Genomic DNA, 19866 nt, shown 5'->3' with positions numbered 1-19866 from the left:
CGCCGCCATGACAGACCGCGCCCCGCAGCCGGTGGAACGTCAGCTGCCCACCGAGGAGTCCCGGGACCTCCTCGCGCTCGTACGCGAGATCGCCCAGCGGGAGATCCGCCCCCGGGCCGCCGAGGAGGAGGAGACCGGCCGCTTCCCCCGCGAGGTCTTCACCCTGCTCTCCGAGGCCGGCCTGCTCGGCCTCCCCTACGGCGGCGAGTTCGGCGGCGGCGACCAGCCCTACGAGGTCTACCTCCAGGTCCTGGAGGAGCTCGCGGCCGCCCGCCTGACCGTCGGCCTCGGCGTCAGCGTCCACTCCCTGGCCTGCCACGGCCTGGCCGGGTACGGCACCAAGGAGCAGCGCTCCGCCCACCTGCCCGACATGCTCGGCGGCGGGCTCCTCGGCGCCTACTGCCTGTCCGAACCGGCCGCCGGTTCGGACGCCGCCTCGCTCACCACCAAGGCGGTGCGCGACGGCGACGACTGGGTGATCACCGGGACCAAGGCCTGGATCACCCACGGCGGCGTCGCCGACTTCTACACGGTCCTCGCCCGCACCGGCGCCCCCGGCGCCAAGGGCATCACCGCCTTCCTCGTCCCCGGCGACGCCCCCGGCCTGACCGCGGCCGTCCCCGAGAAGAAGATGGGCATGAAGGGCTCGCCCACGGCCCAGCTGCACTTCGACGGCGTACGCGTCCCCGACGCCCGGCGCATCGGCGAGGAGGGGCAGGGTTTCACCATCGCCCTCGCCGCCCTCGACGCGGGCCGCCTCGGCATCGCGGCCTGCGCCATCGGCGTCGCCCAGGCCGCCCTGGACGAGGCCGTCGAGTACGCCCTCGGCCGCAAGCAGTTCGGGCACCCGATCGCGGACTTCCAGGGCCTGCGGTTCATGCTCGCCGACATGGCCACCAAGATCGAGGCCGGTCGCGCCCTGTACCTCGCCGCGGCGCGCCTGCGCGACGCGGGCAAGCCGTTCTCCCGGCAGGCCGCGATGGCCAAGCTGTTCTGTACCGACGCGGCGATGGCCGTCACCACGGACGCCGTGCAGATCCTCGGCGGCTACGGCTACACGGCGGACTTCCCCGTGGAGCGGCTGATGCGCGAGGCCAAGGTGCTCCAGATCGTGGAGGGCACCAACCAGATCCAGCGCATGGTCATCGCCCGCCACCTGGCCGGTCCCGAGACGCGCTGAGACGTCCCGAGGCGTGCTGAGTCGCGCCGATGCGCCCCGAGGCGCGCCCGGGTCGCGCGGCTCAGGGGCCGGTGGAGCCGAAGAGGGGGCCGGTCGGCCAGATCGGGGAGGAGGCGACCCGGACCCACTCGGGGTCGCGCCGCCCCGGCAGGGTCCGGCCGTCGGCGGCCCAGCGGTCCAGGAGGGCCCCGTAGATCGGCGGATCGGGCAGCCGTCGCGGAACCGATTCTTCGGACCTCGGAGCCCCGTACCCGTGTGCTTCGTACGCGGCCGGTGCGGGGCGGCGTCGGCGCCCCATCCTCAACGTGGACGTGTCGAGCGTGGTCATGCACGGCCAACGCGGGAGCCGGCGCGCGGGTAACCGCTCCTCCCGCGCGCCCATCCGTTCGACCCTTCCCCACCGGCCCACCGGCCCGCCCGGCGCCCCTCCCGCCGCCCGGACCGCGCCCTCGCCCGTCGGCCCCGGCCCCGCGCGCCCCGGCCCCGGCCCCCGGCCCCGCGCCGGGGTGTCAGGCACGCCCTGCCCGGTTGTCAAGGTGTGCCATGACTCTGGCACCGCGCCGCCGATCTGACGTACCGTCATATCCGCCGAGCCGCAGCCCACCCCGCAACCCGGAGGTTTGCCATGCCCGCGGACCGCCCCGTACCCCTCGACGAATACCCCGTCCACCAGGCCCCGTTGTCGATGAAGCACCTGGTCACGGGGGACCGCAACGCCTACGACCGGTGCATCTTCCACGTCTTCGACCACGCCGGCCGCGCCCTCCTCGTCCTCGGCCTCGGCGTCTACCCCAACGCCGGGGTGATCGACGCCTACGCCACCCTGCGCCTCGGTGACGAACTCCTCGCCGTCCGCGCCTCCGACGCCCTCACCGACGACCGGATGAACCTGTCCGTCGGCCCGCTGCGCATCACCGTCGACGAACCCCTCAAGCGGATCACCCTCCACTGCGAGCCCGACCCCGCCGACCCCGACGGACTCGCGTACGAGATCACCTGGACCGCCGACTTCCCCGCCGTCTGGGAGCCCCACCACGTCCAGCGCCGCGGCGACCGCCTCATGCTGGAAGGCCGCCGCTTCGTCCAGGCGGGCCACGTCAGCGGCACGATCCGGGCCCGGGGTCAGACGTTCGCCCTCACCGCGGGGGAGTGGACCGGCACCCGGGACCGCAGCTGGGGCGTGCGCCCGCTCCCGGGGGAGGAGGGCGGCCGGGCCGCCGAGGAACACCGCCCCGAGGGCTTCCACTGGCTCTGGATACCCGTCCGCTTCGAGGACCGCTTCCTGATGGTCATCGCCCAGGAGGACGCCGACGGCCACCGCACCCTGAACGAGGCCGTCCAGGTCTTCCCCGAGGGTGCGGGCCGCCACGACGTCCAACTCGGCTGGCCGCACACCGAGATCCGATACCGCCCCGGCACCCGCCACCCGCTGAGCGCAGTGGTCCACCTCACCGATCCCTCCCGCAAGCCCCTCGAACTCGGTGTGGAGATCCTCGCCTCCTCCCCCCTCGCCATCGGCGCCGGCTATCCGCCCGCGGGCGACTGGCAACACGGCACCTGGCAGGGCCGCGGCTGGATCGACCGCCGCTCCTACGACCTGTCCGACCCCGCCGCCCACCCCGCGGCGGCCTTCGGCGTCACCGACCACGCCGCCCGCTTCACCCTCGACGGCCGCGTCGGCCACGGCATTTTCGAGCACGGCAGCTTCGGCCGCCACGACCCCAGCGGATTCGCCGACTACGGCTCCGTCGCCCCCTAGGGCCGGTCGTCGAACTCCCGCCTGCCCCGCGGCGACGACAGGAGTTCGACGACAGACCCCAGGTCCCGCCGCCGCGTACGTCGTCGCACCACCCCAGGTCCACCCCGCGCAGGTCCACAGGAAAGGGGCTCCACCATGGCCACGGCACCACGTCCCCGCACCTCCACCCGCGAACCCGAGGAGCTCGGCCGCCGCCTCGCCGCCTGGCTCGACACCGAACTGCCCGGCGCGAAGGTCGTGGGCACCGCCGTGCCCGCCTCCAACGGCATGTCCAGCGAGACGCTGCTCTTCGACGTCGAGCACCCCGACGCCCCCGTCCGCGGCTGCGCCCTGCGCCTCGCCGCGGACCCGGCCGCGTACACCGTCTTCCCCCGCTACGACATGGCCCGCCAGCACCGCGTGATGAGCCTGGTCGCCGCACACACCGACCTGCCCGTCCCGCGCGTGCTCTGGCTGGAGGAGGACCCGGCGCCGCTCGGGGCGCCCTTCTTCGTGATGGCCCGCGCCGAGGGCCGCGTACCGCCCGACGTCATGCCCTACACCTACGAGGGCAACTGGTTGCACGCCGCGAGCGACGCGGAACGCGCGCACCTCCAGGAGGCCAGCGTCTCCCTCCTGGCCCGGCTCCACGACCAGTTCCCCGCACGGGAGGCCCGCTTCCTCCTCCCCGACGGCCCCGGCAGCCCGCTGCGCCGGCACGTCGAGGCCCAGCGCGCCTACTACGCCTGGGTCGTCGACGGACTCGCCCGCTCACCGCTCCTGGAGCGGGCCTTCGACCGACTGGAGGAACTCTGGCCCGTCGACGAGGGCGAGCCCGTCCTGAACTGGGGCGACGCCCGCATCGGCAACGTCGTCTACCGCCCCGACGGCTTCGACCCGGTCGCGGTCCTCGACTGGGAGATGGCCGCCTGCGCACCGCGGGAGGTCGACCTCGGCTGGACGGTCTACCTCCACCGCTTCTTCCAGGACCTGACCGTCGGCTTCGGCCAGGTGGGCCTGCCGGACTTCCTGCGCCGCGAGGACATCGAGCGCCGCTACGCCGAACTCACCGGGCACACCCCGCGCGACATGGAGTTCCACACGCTCTACGCCGCCCTGCGGCACGGCATCGTGATGCTGCGCATCGCCTACCGGCAGGCGTACTTCGGGGAGGTCGAGGTGCCGGCCGACCCGGACGCCCTGATCCTGCACCACGCCGCCCTGGACGGCATGGTGCAGGGCACCTACTGGTAGACCCGCCGGCCGGTCGCGCCGCCGGGTGCCCGCCCGCGGCCGATCAGGCGGCCTGCGCGTGCCGGCTCATCCGCGGCTCGGGGGCCGCCGCCGGCAGCACGGGCCGCGAGCCCGGACCGCCCACGTGCGAGAAGGGCTGCGTCCGCCAGTCCAGGCCCTGCGGCAGGGTGAGGTGCACGACGGCGTGCTCCCGCGACTCCGGCGCGAGCACGCCCACCGACGGCAGACCGTCGGAAACCGGCCGGCCCGTGCCCGCGCAGACCGTGAGCCCGAACGGGTTCCACGGGGTCAGGCAGAGCGCGTGCTGCGGCAGGTGCTCCTCGTCCGCGACGAGGGCGATCGACTGTCCGCAGTCGGGGCAGATCGCGTGGTGTACCTCGAAGCCGTCGGCCTGATCGAGGTACTCCCCGTCGTCCGCGTACTCGTCGAGAGGTTCCAGGGGCTCCGGTTCGGTGCGACCGGCGCGCTTGGTGTTCAGCATGGATGTACTCCCCCTTGGGTGGGCCGGGCGGGCAAGGTTCTTCGGCCACGGCCACAGCAAGCACTTCCCGTCGCGCGGCACGAGTAACCACAAGAGCGGGGTATACGCCCGTACATCTCTGTGGCCTTCGTCACATGCCCGCCGCAGGTGCCGTTTCTGCGTGGACACCGCTGTGCCTGGAGCGGCCTTGGGCAATAGGTTGAGCGGCTATGAGCGCAATGGAGGAGCTGGACCGCCAGATCGTGGATCTGCTGGTGCGGGACGGCCGGATGAGCTACACCGACCTGGGCAAGGCCACAGGACTGTCCACGTCGGCGGTTCACCAGAGAGTACGGCGACTGGAGCAACGCGGGGTGATCCGCGGCTACGCGGCCGTGGTCGACCCCGAGGCCGTCGGGTTGCCCCTGACCGCCTTCATCTCGGTCAAACCCTTCGACCCCAGCGCCCCGGACGACATCGCCGACCGGTTGGCCGGCGTACCCGAGATCGAGGCCTGCCACAGCGTCGCCGGCGACGAGAACTACATCCTGAAGGTCCGCGTCGCGACCCCCCTGGAGCTGGAGGACCTCCTCGGCCGCCTGCGCGCCCTGGCCCACGTCTCCACCCGCACGACCGTGGTCCTCTCGACCCCCTACGAGGCCCGCCCGCCCCGCGTCTGAGCGGCACCCGGCGCGGCCGGCACGGACGGCCCGGGCCGCCCCCGGGACAACCGCCGCCGGCGCAGGGGCGAGACTGGTCCCCATGACCGACCGCACCGCCACCTCCGCCGACGCCGCCGGAGCCCCCGCCCCCGCCACCCGTACCGTCCTCCTGCGCGGCGGTGAGGTGCACAGCCCCGCCGACCCCTTCGCCACCGCGATGGTCGTCGAGCGCGGCCACGTCGCCTGGGTGGGTTCCGAGGGCGCCGCCGACGCCTTCGCGCAGGGCGTGGACGAGGTCGTCGACCTCGAAGGGGCGCTCGTCACGCCCGCCTTCACCGACGCCCACGTCCACACCACCTCCACCGGCCTCGCCCTCACCGGCCTGGACCTCACCGGGGCCCGCTCCCTGTCCGAGGCGCTGGAACGCGTACGCGCCCACGCCGAGGCCCGCCCCGGTGACCGGGTGCTCCTCGGGCACGGCTGGGACGCGGCGCGCTGGCCCGAGCGGCGCGCGCCCCGCCGCGAGGAGCTCGACCGGGCCACCGGAGGCCGCCCCCTCTACCTCAGCCGGATCGACGTCCACTCGGCGGTCGTGACCACCGCCCTGCTCGACCTCGTCCCGGGGGTGCGCCCCGCCGGCGACCGGCCGCTGACCCGCGACGACCACCACGCCGTACGCCGGGCCGCGCTCGGCGCGGTCACCCCCGCCCAGCGCGCCGAGGCCCAGTCGGCCGCCCTGGACCGGGCGGCCTCCCTCGGGATCGGCTCGGTCCACGAGTGCGGCGGACCGGACATCTCCTCCGCCGAGGACTTCGCCGGCCTGCTGGAGCTCGCCGCCGGCCGGCCCGGCCCCCGCGTCTTCGGCTACTGGGCCGACCGGGACCTGACCCTGGCCCGGGAACTCGGCGCGGTCGGCGCCGCCGGCGACCTGTTCGTGGACGGCGCCCTCGGCTCCCACACCGCCTGCCTGCACGGCCCGTACGCAGACGCCGACCACACCGGCACCGCCTACCTGGACGCCGGCGCGGTCGCCGAGCACGTCGCCGCCTGCACCGAGGCGGGCCTCCAGGCCGGGTTCCACGCCATCGGCGACGCGGCGATCGCCTCCGTCGTGGAGGGGGTGCGCGCCGCGGCCGACCGGGTGGGTCTCGCCCGGGTCCGGGCCGCCCGCCACCGCGTCGAGCACGCGGAGATGATGACCCCGGCGACCATCGCCGCCTTCGCGGAGCTGGGCCTGACGGCCTCGGTACAGCCCGCCTTCGACGCGGCCTGGGGCGGGCCCGACGGCATGTACGCCGACCGGCTGGGCGCGGAGCGCGCCCGCACCCTGAACCCGTACGCCGCCCTGCTGAAGGGCGGCGTCCCGCTGGCCTTCGGCTCCGACGCGCCCGTCACCCCCCTCGACCCGTGGGGCACCGTGCGGGCGGCCGCCTTCCACCGGACGCCCGAGCACCGGATCTCCGTACGGGCCGCCTTCACCGCCCACACGCGCGGGGGCTGGCGGGCGCTGGGCCGCGACGACGCGGGCGTGCTCGTCCCGGGCGCCCCCGCCGACTACGCGGTCTGGCGGACCGAGGAGCTGGTCGTCCAGGCCCCCGACGACCGGGTGGCCCGCTGGTCCACCGACCCCCGCTCCGGTACCCCGGGACTGCCCGACCTGACCCCCGGCGGGGAGCTCCCGGTGTGCCTGGCGACCGTCGTCGCCGGCCGGGAGGTATTCGTACGGCCACAGGGGTGACGCGCCGGCCGTCCGTTCGGTGCGGGCGACCCGACCCGGATAGGTTCGGCCCGGTCCACCACGGACGTCCGTACCGGACGGATCCATCCGCTCACCGCGCCCGCGCCTCGGGGGCGAGGGAAGGTTTCGCCGGATGGCAGACCCCGTGTTCCGGGTGAGCCCGGGGGAGGGTGGCCACGGATCGGGGCCCGCGGTCCAGTAGACAACGGTGCCGGTCGCCCGCAGCCGGCGGGGGCCGGTCCGGCCCGAAGGACCGTCGGCCCCGATCGCTGTTCTAAAATCGTCCCGCTGTGACGGGACGTACGAGGCGGGCCCGGCGAGAGACCTGCGAGGGGACCACCCAGTGAGCGACGGCGGACAGCGGACCAGCGGACCGCTCGGAACCACCCTGGTGATCATTCCGACGTACAACGAGGCGGAGAACATCGGCCTGATCGTCGGCCGGGTGCGGGCGGCCGTGCCCGAGGCGCACGTCCTGGTCGCCGACGACAACAGCCCCGACGGCACCGGCAAGCTCGCGGACGAACTCGCCGCCGGTGACGACCACGTCCACGTCCTGCACCGCAAGGGCAAGGAAGGGCTCGGCGCCGCCTACCTCGCGGGCTTCGCCTGGGGTCTGGAGCACGGCTACGGCGTCCTGGTCGAGATGGACGCCGACGGCTCCCACCAGCCGGAGGAGCTGCCCCGGCTGCTGACCGCGCTCGGCGGCGCCGACCTCGTCCTGGGCTCCCGCTGGGTGCCGGGCGGCCGGGTCGTCAACTGGCCCAAGAGCCGGGAGTTCCTCTCGCGCGGCGGCTCCACCTACTCCCGCCTGATGCTGGACGTCCCGATCCGCGACGTGACCGGCGGCTACCGCGCCTTCCGCCGCGAGACCCTCGAAGGGCTGGGCCTGGACGAGGTCGCCTCGGCGGGCTACTGCTTCCAGGTCGACCTGGCCCGCCGGGCGGTCCGCAAGGGCTTCCGCGTCGTCGAGGTGCCCATCACCTTCGTCGAGCGCGAGCTCGGCGACAGCAAGATGAGCAAGGACATCGTGGTCGAGGCCCTGTGGCGGGTCACCCAGTGGGGGCTGCGCGAGCGCACGGCCAAGATCACCGGCAAGCGTCCGGCCTGACCGCCGGGGCACCCCAGGGCCTGTCGTCGAACTCCCGCCCGCCCCGCCGGCGACGAAAGGAGTGCGACGACAGCCCCTAGGGGACGGCCGGTACCTGCGGCTGAGGTCGCTCTTACGCCGAACCGGGCACACTGGGTGGTATGCAGACCGGCGTTCCCCCTTCGACGGCCCCCCGGCGGCGCTCGCCCGCCCGTACCTTCATCCCCCTGGCGGTCGCCGCCTGGCTGATCCTGGAGATCTGGCTGCTCGGCCTCGTCGCGGACGCCGCGGGCGGGGTCACCGTCGCGGCGTTGCTCGCCGCCGGCCTGGTGCTCGGCGTCGTGGTGATCAAGCGGGCGGGCCGCCGCGCGTTCAAGAACCTGACCGAGAGCTTCCAGCAGGCCCAGGCGCAGGCCATGGCCGGACAGGCGCCCACCCCGCAGACCCCCAAGGGCTCGGGCAACGCCACGACGATGCTGGCCGGCCTGTTGCTGATCATGCCCGGGCTGATCTCCGACGCGGCCGGTCTCCTGTTGCTGCTCCCGCCCGTGCGGGCCTTCGTGGGCCGCCGTGCCGAGCGCGTCCTGGAGCGCCGGATGAAGGCCTCCGCCCCCGGTGGCCTCGGTGACGCCTACACGCAGGCGCGGATCCACTTCCCCGACGGCAAGGTGGTTCCGGGCGAGGTGATCAGGGAGGACCGTCCCGCCGGCCCCTCGGACCCGGACATCGGCCACCGCCCGCCGCTGACCCCCTAGGACGGACGCGCGGGGCCGCTCCTTCGGGGCGCCCCGCGTACGTCCCCGTGGCCACGCGAAGAAGCCGAGGGGCCCCGCCACATCACTGTGGCGGGGCCCCTCGGCTTTTCTCGCGTCCGCTCGCTAGGCGGACTTGCGGCTGTCGCGCGGATGCACGGCGATGTTCATGGCGCCGGAACGCAGGACGGCCAGCCTCTCGGCCAGCACCTCCTCCAGCTCCTCGCGGGTACGCCGCTCCATGAGCATGTCCCAGTGCGTTCGCGCGGGCTTGCCCTTCTTCTCTTCGGGCCCGTCCCCGTCCACCAGGAGTGCCATGGCGCCGCACGCCTTGCACTCCCACTCCGGCGGAATCTCTGCCTCAACCGAGAACGGCATCTCAAATCGATGTCCGTTCTGGCATGCGTACTCCACCGCCTGGCGCGGGGCCAGATCGATGCCGCGGTCCGTCTCGTAGCTGGTAACCACGAGCCGCGTACCGCGGAGAGCTCGCTCACTCATGAATCGTGCCTCCCGGGCTTGTCGCCCACAGGACAGGTGTCGCTGTCGTCGTCATCCGGTCAACGTCCGGTCGGCGGTATAGATTCCCGCTCCGGGTCATGCGTCGCCCGTCGTACCGCCCCTTGTTGTACCCACCAGTGCCCGTTTTGTCACATCTGGCAGCAGATGTCACCCAACGTCCATGCATCTTCACCGCGCAGTAACGGTCCGCCTGGCAGGCCAAAGGCGTACACTACCGGCCCTTCGCTTCAACGTCGAAATTCGTTCGGAATTCGTTCGCGGGTCCGGTTCGGACGGGCCGGCCGGACCTGCCTCGGGCGCGCCGTTCAGACGCGCTCGGGAACAGGATTGCCCGCCGCCTCCACCGCGCGCCGCACCGGCACCCGGGCGAGGAGCACGAAACCCAGTGCGAAGAAGACCACCAGCGAGATGATCGCGTCCCGGTAGCTGCCCGTCATCTGGTAGGTCAGGCCGAACACCAGCGGCCCCACCCAGCTCAATCCCCGGTCGCTCATCTCGTACGCGGAGAAGTACTCGGCCTCCTTGCCCGCCGGCACCAGGTGCGAGAACAGGGACCGCGACAGCGCCTGGCTGCCGCCCAGGACGAGCCCGATCATCGCCGCCAGCGCGAAGAACCACATCGGGGTCCGGGCCGGCAGGAAGTAGCCCGCGCCCAGCGTCAGCGTCCACGCGGCGAGGGATCCGAGGATCGTGCGCTTCGCCCCGTACGAGCGGGCCAGACGGCCCATCGTCAGGGCCCCCGCGACCGCGAGGACCTGCACCAGCAGCACCGCCACGATCAGGGTGGACTGCTCCAGCTCCAGCTCCTCGGAGCCGTAGACCGAGGCCTGCGAGATCACGGTCTGGACGCCGTCGTTGTAGATCAGGTACGCCAGCAGGAACGACAGGGTGAGCGGATAGCGCCGCATGTCCTTCAGCGTCGCGATCAGCTGCCGCCAGCCGCTGACGGGCGGAGCCCCGTTCGCCTCCCCCCGCACCACCGCCCGGTCGCGCAGGCGGCGCAGCGGGACGAGGGTGAACGCGCCCCACCACAGTCCGGCCGAGGCCAGGCAGATCCGCACCGCCGTCCCCTCCGAGAGGCCGAACGACTCGTGGCCCTGGAAGAGCACCAGGTTCAGCACCAGCACCAGGGCGCCGGAGGTGTAGCCGAAGGCCCACCCCCGTGAGGAGACCGTGTCCCGCTCGTCGGGCGTGGAGATCTGCGGCAGGTAGGCGTTGTAGAGCACCATCGAGACCGCGAGCGAGGCGTTCGCCACGATCAGCAGCAGCCCGCCCAGCAGGTAACGGTCGCCGTCCAGGAAGAACATGCCGGCCGTCGCCGCCGCGCCGGTGTAGGCCGCGACCGCCAGCAGCGGCTTCTTGCGTCCCGTCCGGTCGGCCGCCGCCCCGGCCAGCGGCATGATCAGTACGGCCACGATCACCGAGACCGACACCGAGTAGGCGAAGAAGGACCCGGCCCGCACCGGGATGCCCAGCGGGTGGACGTAGCCCTCGGCGTCGGCGGCGGCCTTGGCGATCGCCGTCAGGTACGGGCCGAGGAACACCGTCAGCACGCTCGTCGAGTACACCGAGCACGCGAAGTCGTAGAAGTACCAGCCGTGCTGTTCGCGCCGGCGCGCGGCGGCGGCCGCGCCGTCCCCCGCCCCGGATTCCGCCTCTGTTTCCGTCCGCTCACTCACGAGCGCCCCCTCGCTGGTCCCCGTAACCGCCCCGGCCCCGGCACCGGGCACGGCCGCCCGCGGGCCGTCAGGCCCAGGCGCCGCGCCGGTCCAGGACCGAGCGCAGGATGTCGATCCGGTCGGTCATGATGCCATCGACCCCCAGGTCGAGCAGCGATTCCATGCGTTCCGGTTCGTTCACGGTCCAGACGTGCACCTGGAGTCCCCGCTCGTGCGCGGTGCGTACGAAGCGCCGGTCGACCACCCGGATCCCCGCCTGCGTCTCCGGCACCTGCGCCGCCACCGCGCCGACGCGCAGCGCCGCCGGGATCGCGTACGAACGCAGCCGCAGCCCGACCACCCCGCGCACCCCGTACGAGGTCGCCAGGCGCGGTCCGGCGATCCGCTGCGCCCGCGCCACCCGGCCCTCCGAGAAGGAGCCCACGCAGACCCGGTCCCAGACCCCGGCCCGCGCGATCAGGTTCACCAGCGGGTACAGGGCCGACTCGTCCTTGACGTCGACGTTCCAGCGGGCCTCGGGGAACTCCTCCAGCAGCTCCTCGAAGAGCGGCAGCGGCTCCGTCCCGCCCACCCGCACCTCGCGCACCCGGCTCCAGGGCAGCTCGCGGATCCGGCCCGCCCCGTCCGTCACCCGGTCCAGGGTCGCGTCGTGGAAGGCGACCAGCTTCCCGTCGGCCGTCGCGTGCACGTCGGTCTCGAAGTAGCGGTACCCGGCGTCGGCCGCCCGGCGGAAGGCGGCGGAGGTGTTCTCCAGCCCGTCCGCGGCCCCGCCCCGGTGGGCGAAGGGGATCGGGGCCGGGTGGTCCAGATACGGGTGGCGAAGGCGTACGTGTGTCACGGCGGCAGTATGCCCCCTGGACCGGGTGGGACGTGAGCGCCCACATGACCGCCGGGTGAACGCGTGTGCCCGGGCGGCCGCCGGCGGCACGTGGGGGCTTCGGGCGGCCCGAGCCCCCGAGCCCACGAGTGGCTTGTGGGCCCCGAGCCGCCTGTGGGTCCGGGGGTGCCCGCGACCCCGCCGGTCGTACCGCGCGTCCCGCCGGCCGTGCCGCGTCCCGCCGGTCGCGCCGCGCCCGCGCCTCCTGCGCCCCGACACCCCCGCCCTGGCCCCGTGGACCCCACCGTGACACCCTGGGCCCGCGAAGCCAATCCAATACCGGCCCGGAGTCCCCGGCCGAGGCCAATCCGACGAAGGTGGACCGGACGTCATGGCTCAGTGGACCTCGGCGGTGGGTGCCGCGCAGCTCGCCCGCCTGATCACCTCGCAGCAGGAACGGCCCGGAGCGCCCGGCACCCGCAAGCCCCCCGCCTACCGCACCCTCGCCGACGGCATCCGCCTGCTCGTCCTCGAAGGCCGCGTCCCCGTCGCCGCCCGCCTGCCCGCCGAACGCGAACTCGCCGTGGCGCTCTCCCTCAGCCGCACCACCGTCGCCGCCGCCTACGAGGCCCTGCGCGGCGAGGGCTTCCTCGAATCGCGCCGGGGCGCCGGCAGCTGGACCTCCGTACCGGCCGGCAACCCGCTCCCGGCCCGCGGGCTGGAACCCCTGCCGCCGGAATCCCTCGGCTCGATGATCGACCTCGGCTGCGCCGCCCTCCCGGCCCCCGAACCCTGGCTCACCAAGGCCGTCCAGGGCGCCCTGGAGGAACTGCCGCCCTACGCGCACACCCACGGCGACTACCCGGCCGGCCTGCCCGCACTGCGCCGCATGCTCGCCGACCGCTACACCGAGCGCGGCATCCCGACCATGCCCGAACAGATCATGGTCACCACCGGTGCCATGGGCGCCATAGACGCCATCTGCAGCCTCTTCGCCGGCCGGGGCGAGCGGATCGCCGTCGAATCCCCCTCCTACGCCAACATCCTCCAGCTGATGCGCGCCGCCGGGGTCCGCCTCGTCCCCGTGGCCATGGGGGAGGGCCTGGAGGGCTGGGACATGGACGTGTGGCGCCAGGTCCTGCGCGACGCCGCGCCCCGCCTGGCCTACGTCGTCGCCGACTTCCACAACCCCACCGGCGCCCTCGCCTCCGAGGACCAGCGCCGGGCCATGGTCGAGGCCGCCCGCTCCGCCGGCACCGTGCTGATCGCCGACGAGACCATGGCCGAGCTCCAGCTCGATCCCGACCTCGTCATGCCCCGCCCCGTCTGCTCCTTCGACCCGGCCGGTTCCACCGTGATCACCGTCGGCTCCGCCAGCAAGGCCTTCTGGGCCGGCATGCGGATCGGCTGGGTCCGCGCCGCCCCCGACGTCATCCGCAGCCTCGTCGCCGCCCGCGCCTACGCCGACCTCGGCACCCCCGTCCTCGAACAGCTCGCGGTGAACTGGCTGATGCGCAGCGGGGGCTGGCAGGAGGCCGTCGGGATCCGCCGCGAGCAGGCCCGGGAGAACCGCGACGCCCTGGTCGCGGCGGTGCGCCGGGAGCTGCCGGACTGGGGGTTCGAGGTCCCGCTCGGCGGGCTCACCCTGTGGGCCCGGGCGGGCGGACTGTCCGGGTCCCGGCTCGCCGAGGTGGGGGAGCGGGTCGGCGTCCGCGTCCCCTCGGGGCCCCGGTTCGGGGTGGACGGCGCCTTCGAGGGGTACGTGCGGCTGCCGTTCACCGTCGGCGGGCCGGTGGCCGAGGAGGCCGCGGCCCGACTGGCGGCGGCGGCCCGGCTGGTGTCCACCGGCGCGGGCGGCGGCGGGGCGGAGCCGCCCCGCACCTTCGTGGCGTAGGTCGACGACCTACGGGGCCTCCGCCGCGACCTCCGGCGTCTGCGCGGTGTCCGGCTCGGGGACCCGGCCGGCGGGCGCGGCCACGTGCCGGGCCCGGAGCACCTGGTAGGGCCGGTCCGGGACCGCACGGCCCGCGTCGTCGTCCGGGGTGGGGGCCTGCCGTTCGGGCAGCAGGTCCAGCACCGCCTGGCGGTGGTCCGGGTGGGCGCCGTCGTCGTACGGGTCCGGGGTCGCCGGCACCTGGAGCCGGTGGACGGGGCCGGTGCCGAGCCGGGCGTAGCCGCGCCCCGGTGCCGGCTGCACGGGCGGGGTGGTGTGCGGGGGCAGCCCCAGCACGTCGGTGATCTGCCCGGCGGAGGCCTGCCCGAGCACGACGCGGGCGCGCGTGTGCTGCCAGACGGCGTCGTGCAGCAGCTCCAGGTGGTCGAACTGCTCGGCCACCACCACCGTGACCGACGCCGCCCGGCCGTGCCGCAACGGCACCTGGAGGCGCTCCAGCGGGTCGGGCCGGCCCTCCGACGCCGCCAGGTGCGCGAGGACCCCGGCCCGGTCCAGCAGCAGCCACAGCGGGCGCCTGGTGTCCTCCGGGGCGGGCCGGCCGGCCTCGCGCGCCCGGTGGGTGGCGATCAGCCGCCGTTCGGTCTCGCGCGCCGCCCACTCCAGCGTCGCCTGCGCGCCGACGGTCCCGCACTCGACGGCGAGCACCCCGGCGCGGCCGGTCAGGCAGGCGTACTCGCCGCTCGACCCGCCCTCGACGATCAACACGTCGCCGCCCTGCCCGAGCGCCTGGAGGGCGAGGGAGCGCAGCAGGGTGGAGGTGCCGCCGCCGGGCTGCCCCACGGCCAGCAGGTGCGGTTCGGTGGAACGGGGCCCGGTGCGCCAGATCACCGGCGGCATGTCGCGCCGCTCGTCCCCCTCCGCGACCGGCAGGGTCCGCCGCACGCCCGTGGCGTCGGTGAACCCGAGGACGCTCTCGCCCGGCGAGGTGACGAACGGCTGCGCGCCGACCCCGGTGGGCAGCGCCGCGAGGACGCGCAGGTCGAGCTGGTTGCCCTCCTCGTCCCACTCGAAGAGGTACTCGCGGCCGCGCCCCGACTTGGCGTGCAGCAGGGCCTCGATGCGGGCCCGCGAGCCCGCCTCGCCGTCGGTGAAGTACGCCGGGTAGCGGATGCGCAGCCGGGTGACGCGGCCCGCCTCGTCGAAGGCGTAGTCGCCGAAGGCCTGTTCCCAGTCCCCGCCGTGCGCGAAGAGCGGGTTCGGGTCCTCGGGGATGGAGAAGTACGGCACGAGCGCCTCGTAGAGGGACCCGAGCCGCTCGGTCTCGGCGTCGCCCGGCCCGGTCTTCACCGGGGTGCGGTCGCGGCCGTGCCAGGCCGCCGCCGCCATGAGGGTGATCAGGGCGATCAGGGGGCCGTAGGGCACGAGCCCGACGGCCAGGGCGCAGGCGGCGCCGAGGAAGAGCGCGGGGCCGCGCTTGTCCTTGGGCGTCTGTGCCCATCTGCGCCGCCCCGTGCCGGCCAGGACGCGCAGTCCGCGTCCGATGACCAGCAGCGGATGGAGGACGTCCGTGGCGTTGTCGGCGGCCGTGCGAGCGAGGTCGCGGCCCCGGGTGAGCGACGCGGTGCCGCTGCTGAGGATGCGGGGGAGGGGGCGCCGGGCCACGGTCGTCTCCTGGAGTTGTGGTGGTGCGGACGGTGGGGTCGGATGCCCGGACGGGCTCGGGTGCCCGGACGGGCGGCCGGGCCGCTAGAGCTTGATCCCGCCGAGGAGGCTCGCGAGGCTCGCCGTACTCGCGGTGATGCTCGGGGCGATGGCGGAACCGGCGAGGAAGAAGCCGAACAACGCGCACACGAAGGCGTGCGTCAGCTTCATCCCGTCCTTCTTGAAGAACAGGAAGCAGATGATGCCGAGCAGGACGACACCTGAGATGGACAGGACCATGGGACGTTCTCCTGGTGAGTAGTGGCTCCTGGTGGGTGGGGACGGTCACCATCAGTACTTCCAGGCTCACAGGAAGTATCAATGCGATAAAAGGTGCATACGGGTGAATCCCGAAGTTTTTCACTTGACCGGCCCAGTTCCACTGGCGCGCCCGACGCCCCGGGTGTGGGCCCGACCGGCGCGCCGGCCGCGCCCGGCATCCTTGCTCCGGGTCACCCCCGTCACGCCGCCGACCGGGCGCTACCCTGGCGATTCACCCGTACGGACGTGACGCCGTACGCCCCCGCGCCCTCGTGGCCTGGGGAAACTCTTGCCGGCACGCAGCGAGTGAAAGGCGGTACGCCCGATGACCGAGCACCAGGACGCCACCGGAGCGCCCGACGCCCCCGACGAGGACGTCATCGAACTGGCGACCAAGATCTTCGACCTCGCCCGACAGGGCGAGACCGAGACGCTGACCGCCTACCTCGACGCCGGCGTCCCCGCGAACCTCACCAACGACCGCGGCGACACCCTCGTCATGCTCGCCGCCTACCACGGCCACGCGGCCACCGTCACGGCCCTGCTCGCCCGCGGAGCCGAGGCCGACCGCGCCAACGACCGGGGCCAGACCCCGCTCGCCGGCGCCGTCTTCAAGGGGCAGGAGGGGGTCATCCGCGCCCTGCTCGCCGGCGGCGCCGACCCGACGGCCGGCACCCCCTCCGCCGTGGACACCGCCCGCATGTTCGCCAAGGCCGACCTGCTGGAACTCTTCGGAGCCGAGTAATCCGCTTCAGACCCGGGCCACACCGGGCCAAGACCGGCCCGTGAGCTCACGGCTTGGTCACGGCGGCCTTAAATGTGGTCGCGGCGCACAAACCGCCTGGGTCATCATGGCGTCGGATTCGATTCGTGAACTTGACGGACGGGCAGGAGCGGGCTGGACACACCAGGTGTCCACCCACCCGCACCCGCCACACCGGCCGCCCTGGCCGCGAAGCACCGACGAGAGTGAGAAGGCAATGGTCTACATCGAGCGGAACACGACGGCGAACGTCCTCACATGCTGTTACGCGGCCCTGTGAATTCCGATTCCCGGTTGCGTCCCCAGCTTGATATGAGGCCATTCCCATGTTCGAACCAGTCATAGCGCCAAGCGGCACCCTGCTCGGGCTCCTCCAGCGGGGTCGCGGCGACGGCACGCTGCACGCCCTCGCGGCCCCCCGGCCGCAGGCCCTGGAGGCCCTGGACCAGTGCGTGCTCCGCGACCCGCGTCAGGACTGGCAGGTCGAGAACCGCTCCCTGTACTACGCCCGTCTCTACCTGGACCTCGACGGCCCCCTCGGCCAGATCGAGAGCCACCTCTTCAGCGCCGACGACCTCGTCGACGAGGAGGACCACCGCACGGGTCTCGCCCTGTCCGTCCTGGGACACCTGGCCTCGTACGGCCGTGACGACGCGCTCATGCTGCTGCGCCGCTACGCCGCCTCCGGCGCCAACTGGGCCTGGGCCCTCGACGAGCTCGCGCTGCGCGACGACGACGAGGGACTGCGCTCCCTCGCAGCCCCCGTCCTCGCCCGCTTCCCCGCCACGGCGGAGGGCGAGGCGCGGCTGGCCGCCGCGATCCGCGACGCCTACGAGCCCCGGCCGTGGTCCCTGTGGGAGCAGTCGCCCCGCTACGGCGAGCGCCTGCGCGCCGCCCGACAGCAGGGCTCCTTCGACCGCTGGCAGCGACAGCTCACCCCGAGCGGCCCCCGCCCCGGCTGGGGCGTCCAGGCCGTCTTCGACTGGGCCGCCGACGGCCTGCGCCGCGGCACCCCGCTGCACGTGCCCGCCGCGCGCTGCCTCGCCGCCGTCGCCGCCCCCGAGGACCGCCCCGCCGTCCTCGCGGCCGCCGCGGGCGCCCGCGGCGAGGCCGCCCGCGCCACCGCCCTGCACCATCTGGTCGTCGCCGAGCCCGACAACCCGGCCGTCCTCGACCTCATCGAGGCCGCCGGGGACGAGCCCGCCGTCGCCGCCTACGAGCGCATGTGCGGCCCCGCCGCCGTCGAACGGGCCCGCCTGTGGGTCCACCGCCCCGACGCCCTCGGAGCGGCCGCCGCGGCCCTCCTGGCGGCACGCGGCGACGCCGAGGACGCCGCGCTCGTCCTGGGAGCCCTGCGCTCCACCGTGCGCGGCGCGGGCCCCGACAGCCTGCGCCTCTTCGCCCTCGTCGACGGCGCGGGCCGGCTCTCCATCGGCTGCGCCGCACCCGTGCTGCGCCACGTCTACCGCGAGACGTCCTCCTCGCACCTGCGCGGCCGCGTCGCCCGCGCCCTGGCCGCCACCGATCCGTCCTTCGCGGCCGGCTTCGCCGTCGAATGCCTGTGGGACTGCGAGGAGACCACCCGCGAGGTGGCCGCCCGCCACGCCGAGACGGCCGACGCCCGCGTCGCCCCGCGCCTGCGCCGCCTCGCGGCGGACCCGGCGGAGGAGGAGGACGTCCAGTCGGCGGTCCGCAGCCGGATCACCCCGGAGTCGGCGGTGTAGCGCCCCGGTCGGGGCCACGGCCCTCCACCCCGGTGGTCCCGCCCCGCGCGGGACCACCGCGCCCGCCCCCGCCGGCCCCACGGCCCGTACCGAGCCGCCCCCCTAGCGTCGGCGCACGAAGCGGACCGGGGTGCCCGGGCGGGCCTGGGCGGCGGCGTCCAGGGCCGGACCCGGGGGGACCACGCCGACCACCGGGTAGCCGCCCGTCACGGGGTGGTCCGCCAGGAACACCACCGGCAACCCGTCCGGGGGGACCTGCACCGCGCCCAGGACCATGCCCTCGCTCGGCAGCTCACCGCCCCGGGCCCGCTCCAGCGGCGGGCCCGCCTCCGTGCGCAGGCCGATGCGGTTGGACGCCGCCGCCACCCGGTAGCGCGCCGACAGCAGCCGCGCGAGCGAAGCCCCCGTGAACCAGTCGGCCCGCGGCCCCGGGCGCAGCGGGAGCACCAGCTCCGTCGGGGGCCCCGGCAGCCGCGAGGTGTCCGCGCCGGCGACCGGGTCGGGGCCGGGCGGGCCCACCGGCAGCACCGTGCCCGCCCGGAGCGGCGGCGGCCCCAGCCCGGAGAGCAGGTCCGTCGCGCGGCTGCCCAGCACCGGCGGCACGGCGAACCCGCCCCGCACCGCCACGTACGCCCGCACCCCGGACTCGGCCCGGCCCACGTCCAGCTCCGCCCCCGCCGCCAGCCGGACCGGCGCGCCCCAGGCCACCGGGCGCCCGTCGACCCGCACCGGGCAGGGTGCGCCCGTCACCGCCACCGTCACCGGGGCCGGCGCGCGCAGCCGCACCCCGTCCAGGGTGGTCTCCAGCGTGGCGGCGCCGACGGGATTGCCCAGGAGCCGGTTGGCCAGCGCGTGCGCGGCCGTGTCGAGGGCGCCGGAGCGGGGGACGCCCAGGTGCGCGTACCCGGGGCGGCCGGGGTCCTGGAGGGTGGTCAGCGCCCCGGGGCGCACCACCAGCAGCCCGCTCACGGTCCCACCCGCGTGAACCGCACCCGTACCCCGGGCGCGAACAGGGCGGCCGGCTCCCGCGCCGGGTCCCACAGCACGGCGTCGGTGGTGCCGACGAGCTGCCAGCCGCCGGGGGAGGAGCGGGGGTAGACCCCGGCGTACTCCCCGGCCAGGGCCAGCGAGCCCGCCGGCACGGCCGTCCGGGGCGTGGCGCGGCGGGGCAGGCGCAGGCGTTCGGGGAGTCCCGTCAGGTAGCCGAAGCCGGGGGCGAACCCGCAGAACGCCACCCGGAAGACGACGTCGCCGATCAGGTCCGCCACCTCCGGCGCGGCGACCCCCCACGCGCGGGCGACGTCCTCCAGGTCGGGTCCGTCGTAGCGCACGGGGACGGTGACGAGCGGCCCCTCGGTCTCCGGCAGCGCCGGCACCCGCCGGTGCCGGATCCGGGCCGCCAGCGCCTCCGGCTCCCGTACGCCGTCCAGCAGCACGGTCCGGGCGGCCGGGACGAGTTCCCGTACGCGGCCCAGTTCGCCCGCGTCGCGCAGGCGCAGCAGCTCGGCGTGGAGGGCCGCCACCTCCGCCGCCGAATCCACCTCGATCAGCAGCCCCTCGGTGCCCACCGGCAACACGCGCATCCGCATCCCCGTCCCCTCGCCCCGTGCCCGCGGGCCGTCACCCGCGCC

19 protein-coding genes are annotated in these 19866 nt (G+C 74.8%); 10 read left to right on the top strand and 9 right to left on the bottom strand.

Annotated features, from left to right (window positions below; all coding sequences use genetic code 11):
• The first annotated feature begins 7 nt into the window (after positions 1 to 7).
• Complete coding sequence (locus ACZ6ZI_RS18095) at positions 8 to 1180, top strand: acyl-CoA dehydrogenase (RefSeq protein ID WP_469521772.1); 1173 nt, start codon at positions 8 to 10, stop codon at positions 1178 to 1180.
• 61 nt (positions 1181 to 1241) lie between these two features.
• Here ACZ6ZI_RS18095 and ACZ6ZI_RS18090 read toward each other — a convergent pair whose 3' ends face one another.
• The gene (locus ACZ6ZI_RS18090; RefSeq protein ID WP_363056053.1) at positions 1242 to 1508 is read right to left on the bottom strand and encodes a hypothetical protein; all 267 of its coding nucleotides are present in this window, start codon (positions 1506 to 1508) and stop codon (positions 1242 to 1244) included.
• 297 nt (positions 1509 to 1805) lie between these two features.
• On the opposite strand from ACZ6ZI_RS18090, the gene ACZ6ZI_RS18085 reads away from it, so the two are divergent.
• A complete protein-coding gene (locus tag ACZ6ZI_RS18085; RefSeq protein WP_469521769.1) occupies positions 1806 to 2939 on the top strand; it encodes an Rv3169 family protein in 1134 nt (377 codons plus the stop codon).
• A gap of 135 nt (positions 2940 to 3074) precedes the next feature.
• A complete protein-coding gene (locus tag ACZ6ZI_RS18080; protein ID WP_469521766.1) occupies positions 3075 to 4172 on the top strand; it encodes a phosphotransferase family protein in 1098 nt (365 codons plus the stop codon).
• A 43-nt stretch (positions 4173 to 4215) separates the two neighbouring features.
• Here the strand turns inward: ACZ6ZI_RS18080 and ACZ6ZI_RS18075 are convergent, their stop codons facing one another.
• The gene (locus ACZ6ZI_RS18075; protein ID WP_363056050.1) at positions 4216 to 4653 is read right to left on the bottom strand and encodes a hypothetical protein; all 438 of its coding nucleotides are present in this window, start codon (positions 4651 to 4653) and stop codon (positions 4216 to 4218) included.
• A 218-nt stretch (positions 4654 to 4871) separates the two neighbouring features.
• Here ACZ6ZI_RS18075 and ACZ6ZI_RS18070 point away from each other — a divergent pair, with 218 nt between their 5' ends.
• The 4 genes from ACZ6ZI_RS18070 (at position 4872) to fxsA (ending at position 8877) form a co-directional block, all read left to right on the top strand.
• Positions 4872 to 5312, top strand: coding sequence for an Lrp/AsnC family transcriptional regulator (locus ACZ6ZI_RS18070; protein WP_030011705.1), 441 nt, complete (start codon positions 4872 to 4874; stop codon positions 5310 to 5312).
• An 82-nt stretch (positions 5313 to 5394) separates the two neighbouring features.
• On the top strand, positions 5395 to 7032 hold the full coding sequence (locus ACZ6ZI_RS18065) for an amidohydrolase (RefSeq protein ID WP_469521762.1): 1638 nt from the start codon (positions 5395 to 5397) through the stop codon (positions 7030 to 7032).
• A 343-nt stretch (positions 7033 to 7375) separates the two neighbouring features.
• Positions 7376 to 8143, top strand: a complete 768-nt coding sequence (locus tag ACZ6ZI_RS18060) for a polyprenol monophosphomannose synthase (protein ID WP_363056048.1) — start codon at positions 7376 to 7378, stop codon at positions 8141 to 8143.
• Between the two features lie 140 nt (positions 8144 to 8283).
• Positions 8284 to 8877, top strand: a complete 594-nt coding sequence (gene fxsA / locus ACZ6ZI_RS18055) for an FxsA family membrane protein (RefSeq protein WP_363056047.1) — start codon at positions 8284 to 8286, stop codon at positions 8875 to 8877.
• Positions 8878 to 9000: 123 nt separating this feature from the next.
• Here fxsA and ACZ6ZI_RS18050 read toward each other — a convergent pair whose 3' ends face one another.
• The 3 genes from ACZ6ZI_RS18050 to ACZ6ZI_RS18040 all read right to left on the bottom strand — a co-directional run bounded on the left by ACZ6ZI_RS18050 (position 9001) and on the right by ACZ6ZI_RS18040 (position 11913).
• The gene (locus ACZ6ZI_RS18050) at positions 9001 to 9375 is read right to left on the bottom strand and encodes an RNA polymerase-binding protein RbpA (protein WP_007262928.1); all 375 of its coding nucleotides are present in this window, start codon (positions 9373 to 9375) and stop codon (positions 9001 to 9003) included.
• Between the two features lie 326 nt (positions 9376 to 9701).
• Positions 9702 to 11075, bottom strand: a complete 1374-nt coding sequence (locus tag ACZ6ZI_RS18045) for an MFS transporter (protein WP_469521758.1) — start codon at positions 11073 to 11075, stop codon at positions 9702 to 9704.
• A gap of 67 nt (positions 11076 to 11142) precedes the next feature.
• Positions 11143 to 11913 carry a glycerophosphodiester phosphodiesterase gene (locus tag ACZ6ZI_RS18040; protein WP_469521754.1) on the bottom strand — a complete coding sequence of 257 codons (771 nt, stop codon included), beginning with the start codon at positions 11911 to 11913 and terminating at the stop codon, positions 11143 to 11145.
• Between the two features lie 370 nt (positions 11914 to 12283).
• Between ACZ6ZI_RS18040 and ACZ6ZI_RS18035 the strand changes: the two genes are divergently transcribed.
• Positions 12284 to 13786 (top strand): SCO1417 family PLP biosynthesis transcription factor, encoded by a 1503-nt coding sequence (locus ACZ6ZI_RS18035; RefSeq protein WP_469521751.1) that lies wholly within the window; start codon positions 12284 to 12286, stop codon positions 13784 to 13786.
• Positions 13787 to 13795: 9 nt separating this feature from the next.
• On the opposite strand, the gene ACZ6ZI_RS18030 is transcribed toward ACZ6ZI_RS18035, so the two are convergent.
• Positions 13796 to 15448: a hypothetical protein gene (locus ACZ6ZI_RS18030; protein ID WP_469521748.1), complete on the bottom strand. Its 1653-nt coding sequence runs from the start codon at positions 15446 to 15448 to the stop codon at positions 13796 to 13798.
• A gap of 84 nt (positions 15449 to 15532) precedes the next feature.
• Positions 15533 to 15727: a hypothetical protein gene (locus tag ACZ6ZI_RS18025; protein WP_007262923.1), complete on the bottom strand. Its 195-nt coding sequence runs from the start codon at positions 15725 to 15727 to the stop codon at positions 15533 to 15535.
• Positions 15728 to 16073: 346 nt separating this feature from the next.
• Here ACZ6ZI_RS18025 and ACZ6ZI_RS18020 point away from each other — a divergent pair, with 346 nt between their 5' ends.
• Both ACZ6ZI_RS18020 and ACZ6ZI_RS18015 read left to right on the top strand, forming a co-directional pair.
• Positions 16074 to 16493: an ankyrin repeat domain-containing protein gene (locus ACZ6ZI_RS18020; protein ID WP_363056042.1), complete on the top strand. Its 420-nt coding sequence runs from the start codon at positions 16074 to 16076 to the stop codon at positions 16491 to 16493.
• Between the two features lie 344 nt (positions 16494 to 16837).
• Positions 16838 to 18235 (top strand): HEAT repeat domain-containing protein, encoded by a 1398-nt coding sequence (locus ACZ6ZI_RS18015; protein ID WP_469521743.1) that lies wholly within the window; start codon positions 16838 to 16840, stop codon positions 18233 to 18235.
• A 102-nt stretch (positions 18236 to 18337) separates the two neighbouring features.
• On the opposite strand, the gene ACZ6ZI_RS18010 is transcribed toward ACZ6ZI_RS18015, so the two are convergent.
• Both ACZ6ZI_RS18010 and ACZ6ZI_RS18005 read right to left on the bottom strand, forming a co-directional pair.
• On the bottom strand, positions 18338 to 19204 hold the full coding sequence (locus tag ACZ6ZI_RS18010; protein ID WP_469521740.1) for a 5-oxoprolinase subunit C family protein: 867 nt from the start codon (positions 19202 to 19204) through the stop codon (positions 18338 to 18340).
• Entirely contained in the window at positions 19201 to 19818 is a 618-nt protein-coding gene (locus tag ACZ6ZI_RS18005) for a 5-oxoprolinase subunit B family protein (RefSeq protein ID WP_469522424.1), read from the bottom strand. Before ACZ6ZI_RS18005 ends, ACZ6ZI_RS18010 begins: the two co-directional genes overlap by 4 nt.
• Between the last annotated feature and the right edge of the window lie 48 nt (positions 19819 to 19866).

Source organism: Streptomyces sp. NPDC103540 (assembly GCF_055584445.1).
Note: the sequence above shows the minus strand (reverse complement) of the source record. Positions and strands in the feature narration are given on the sequence as shown.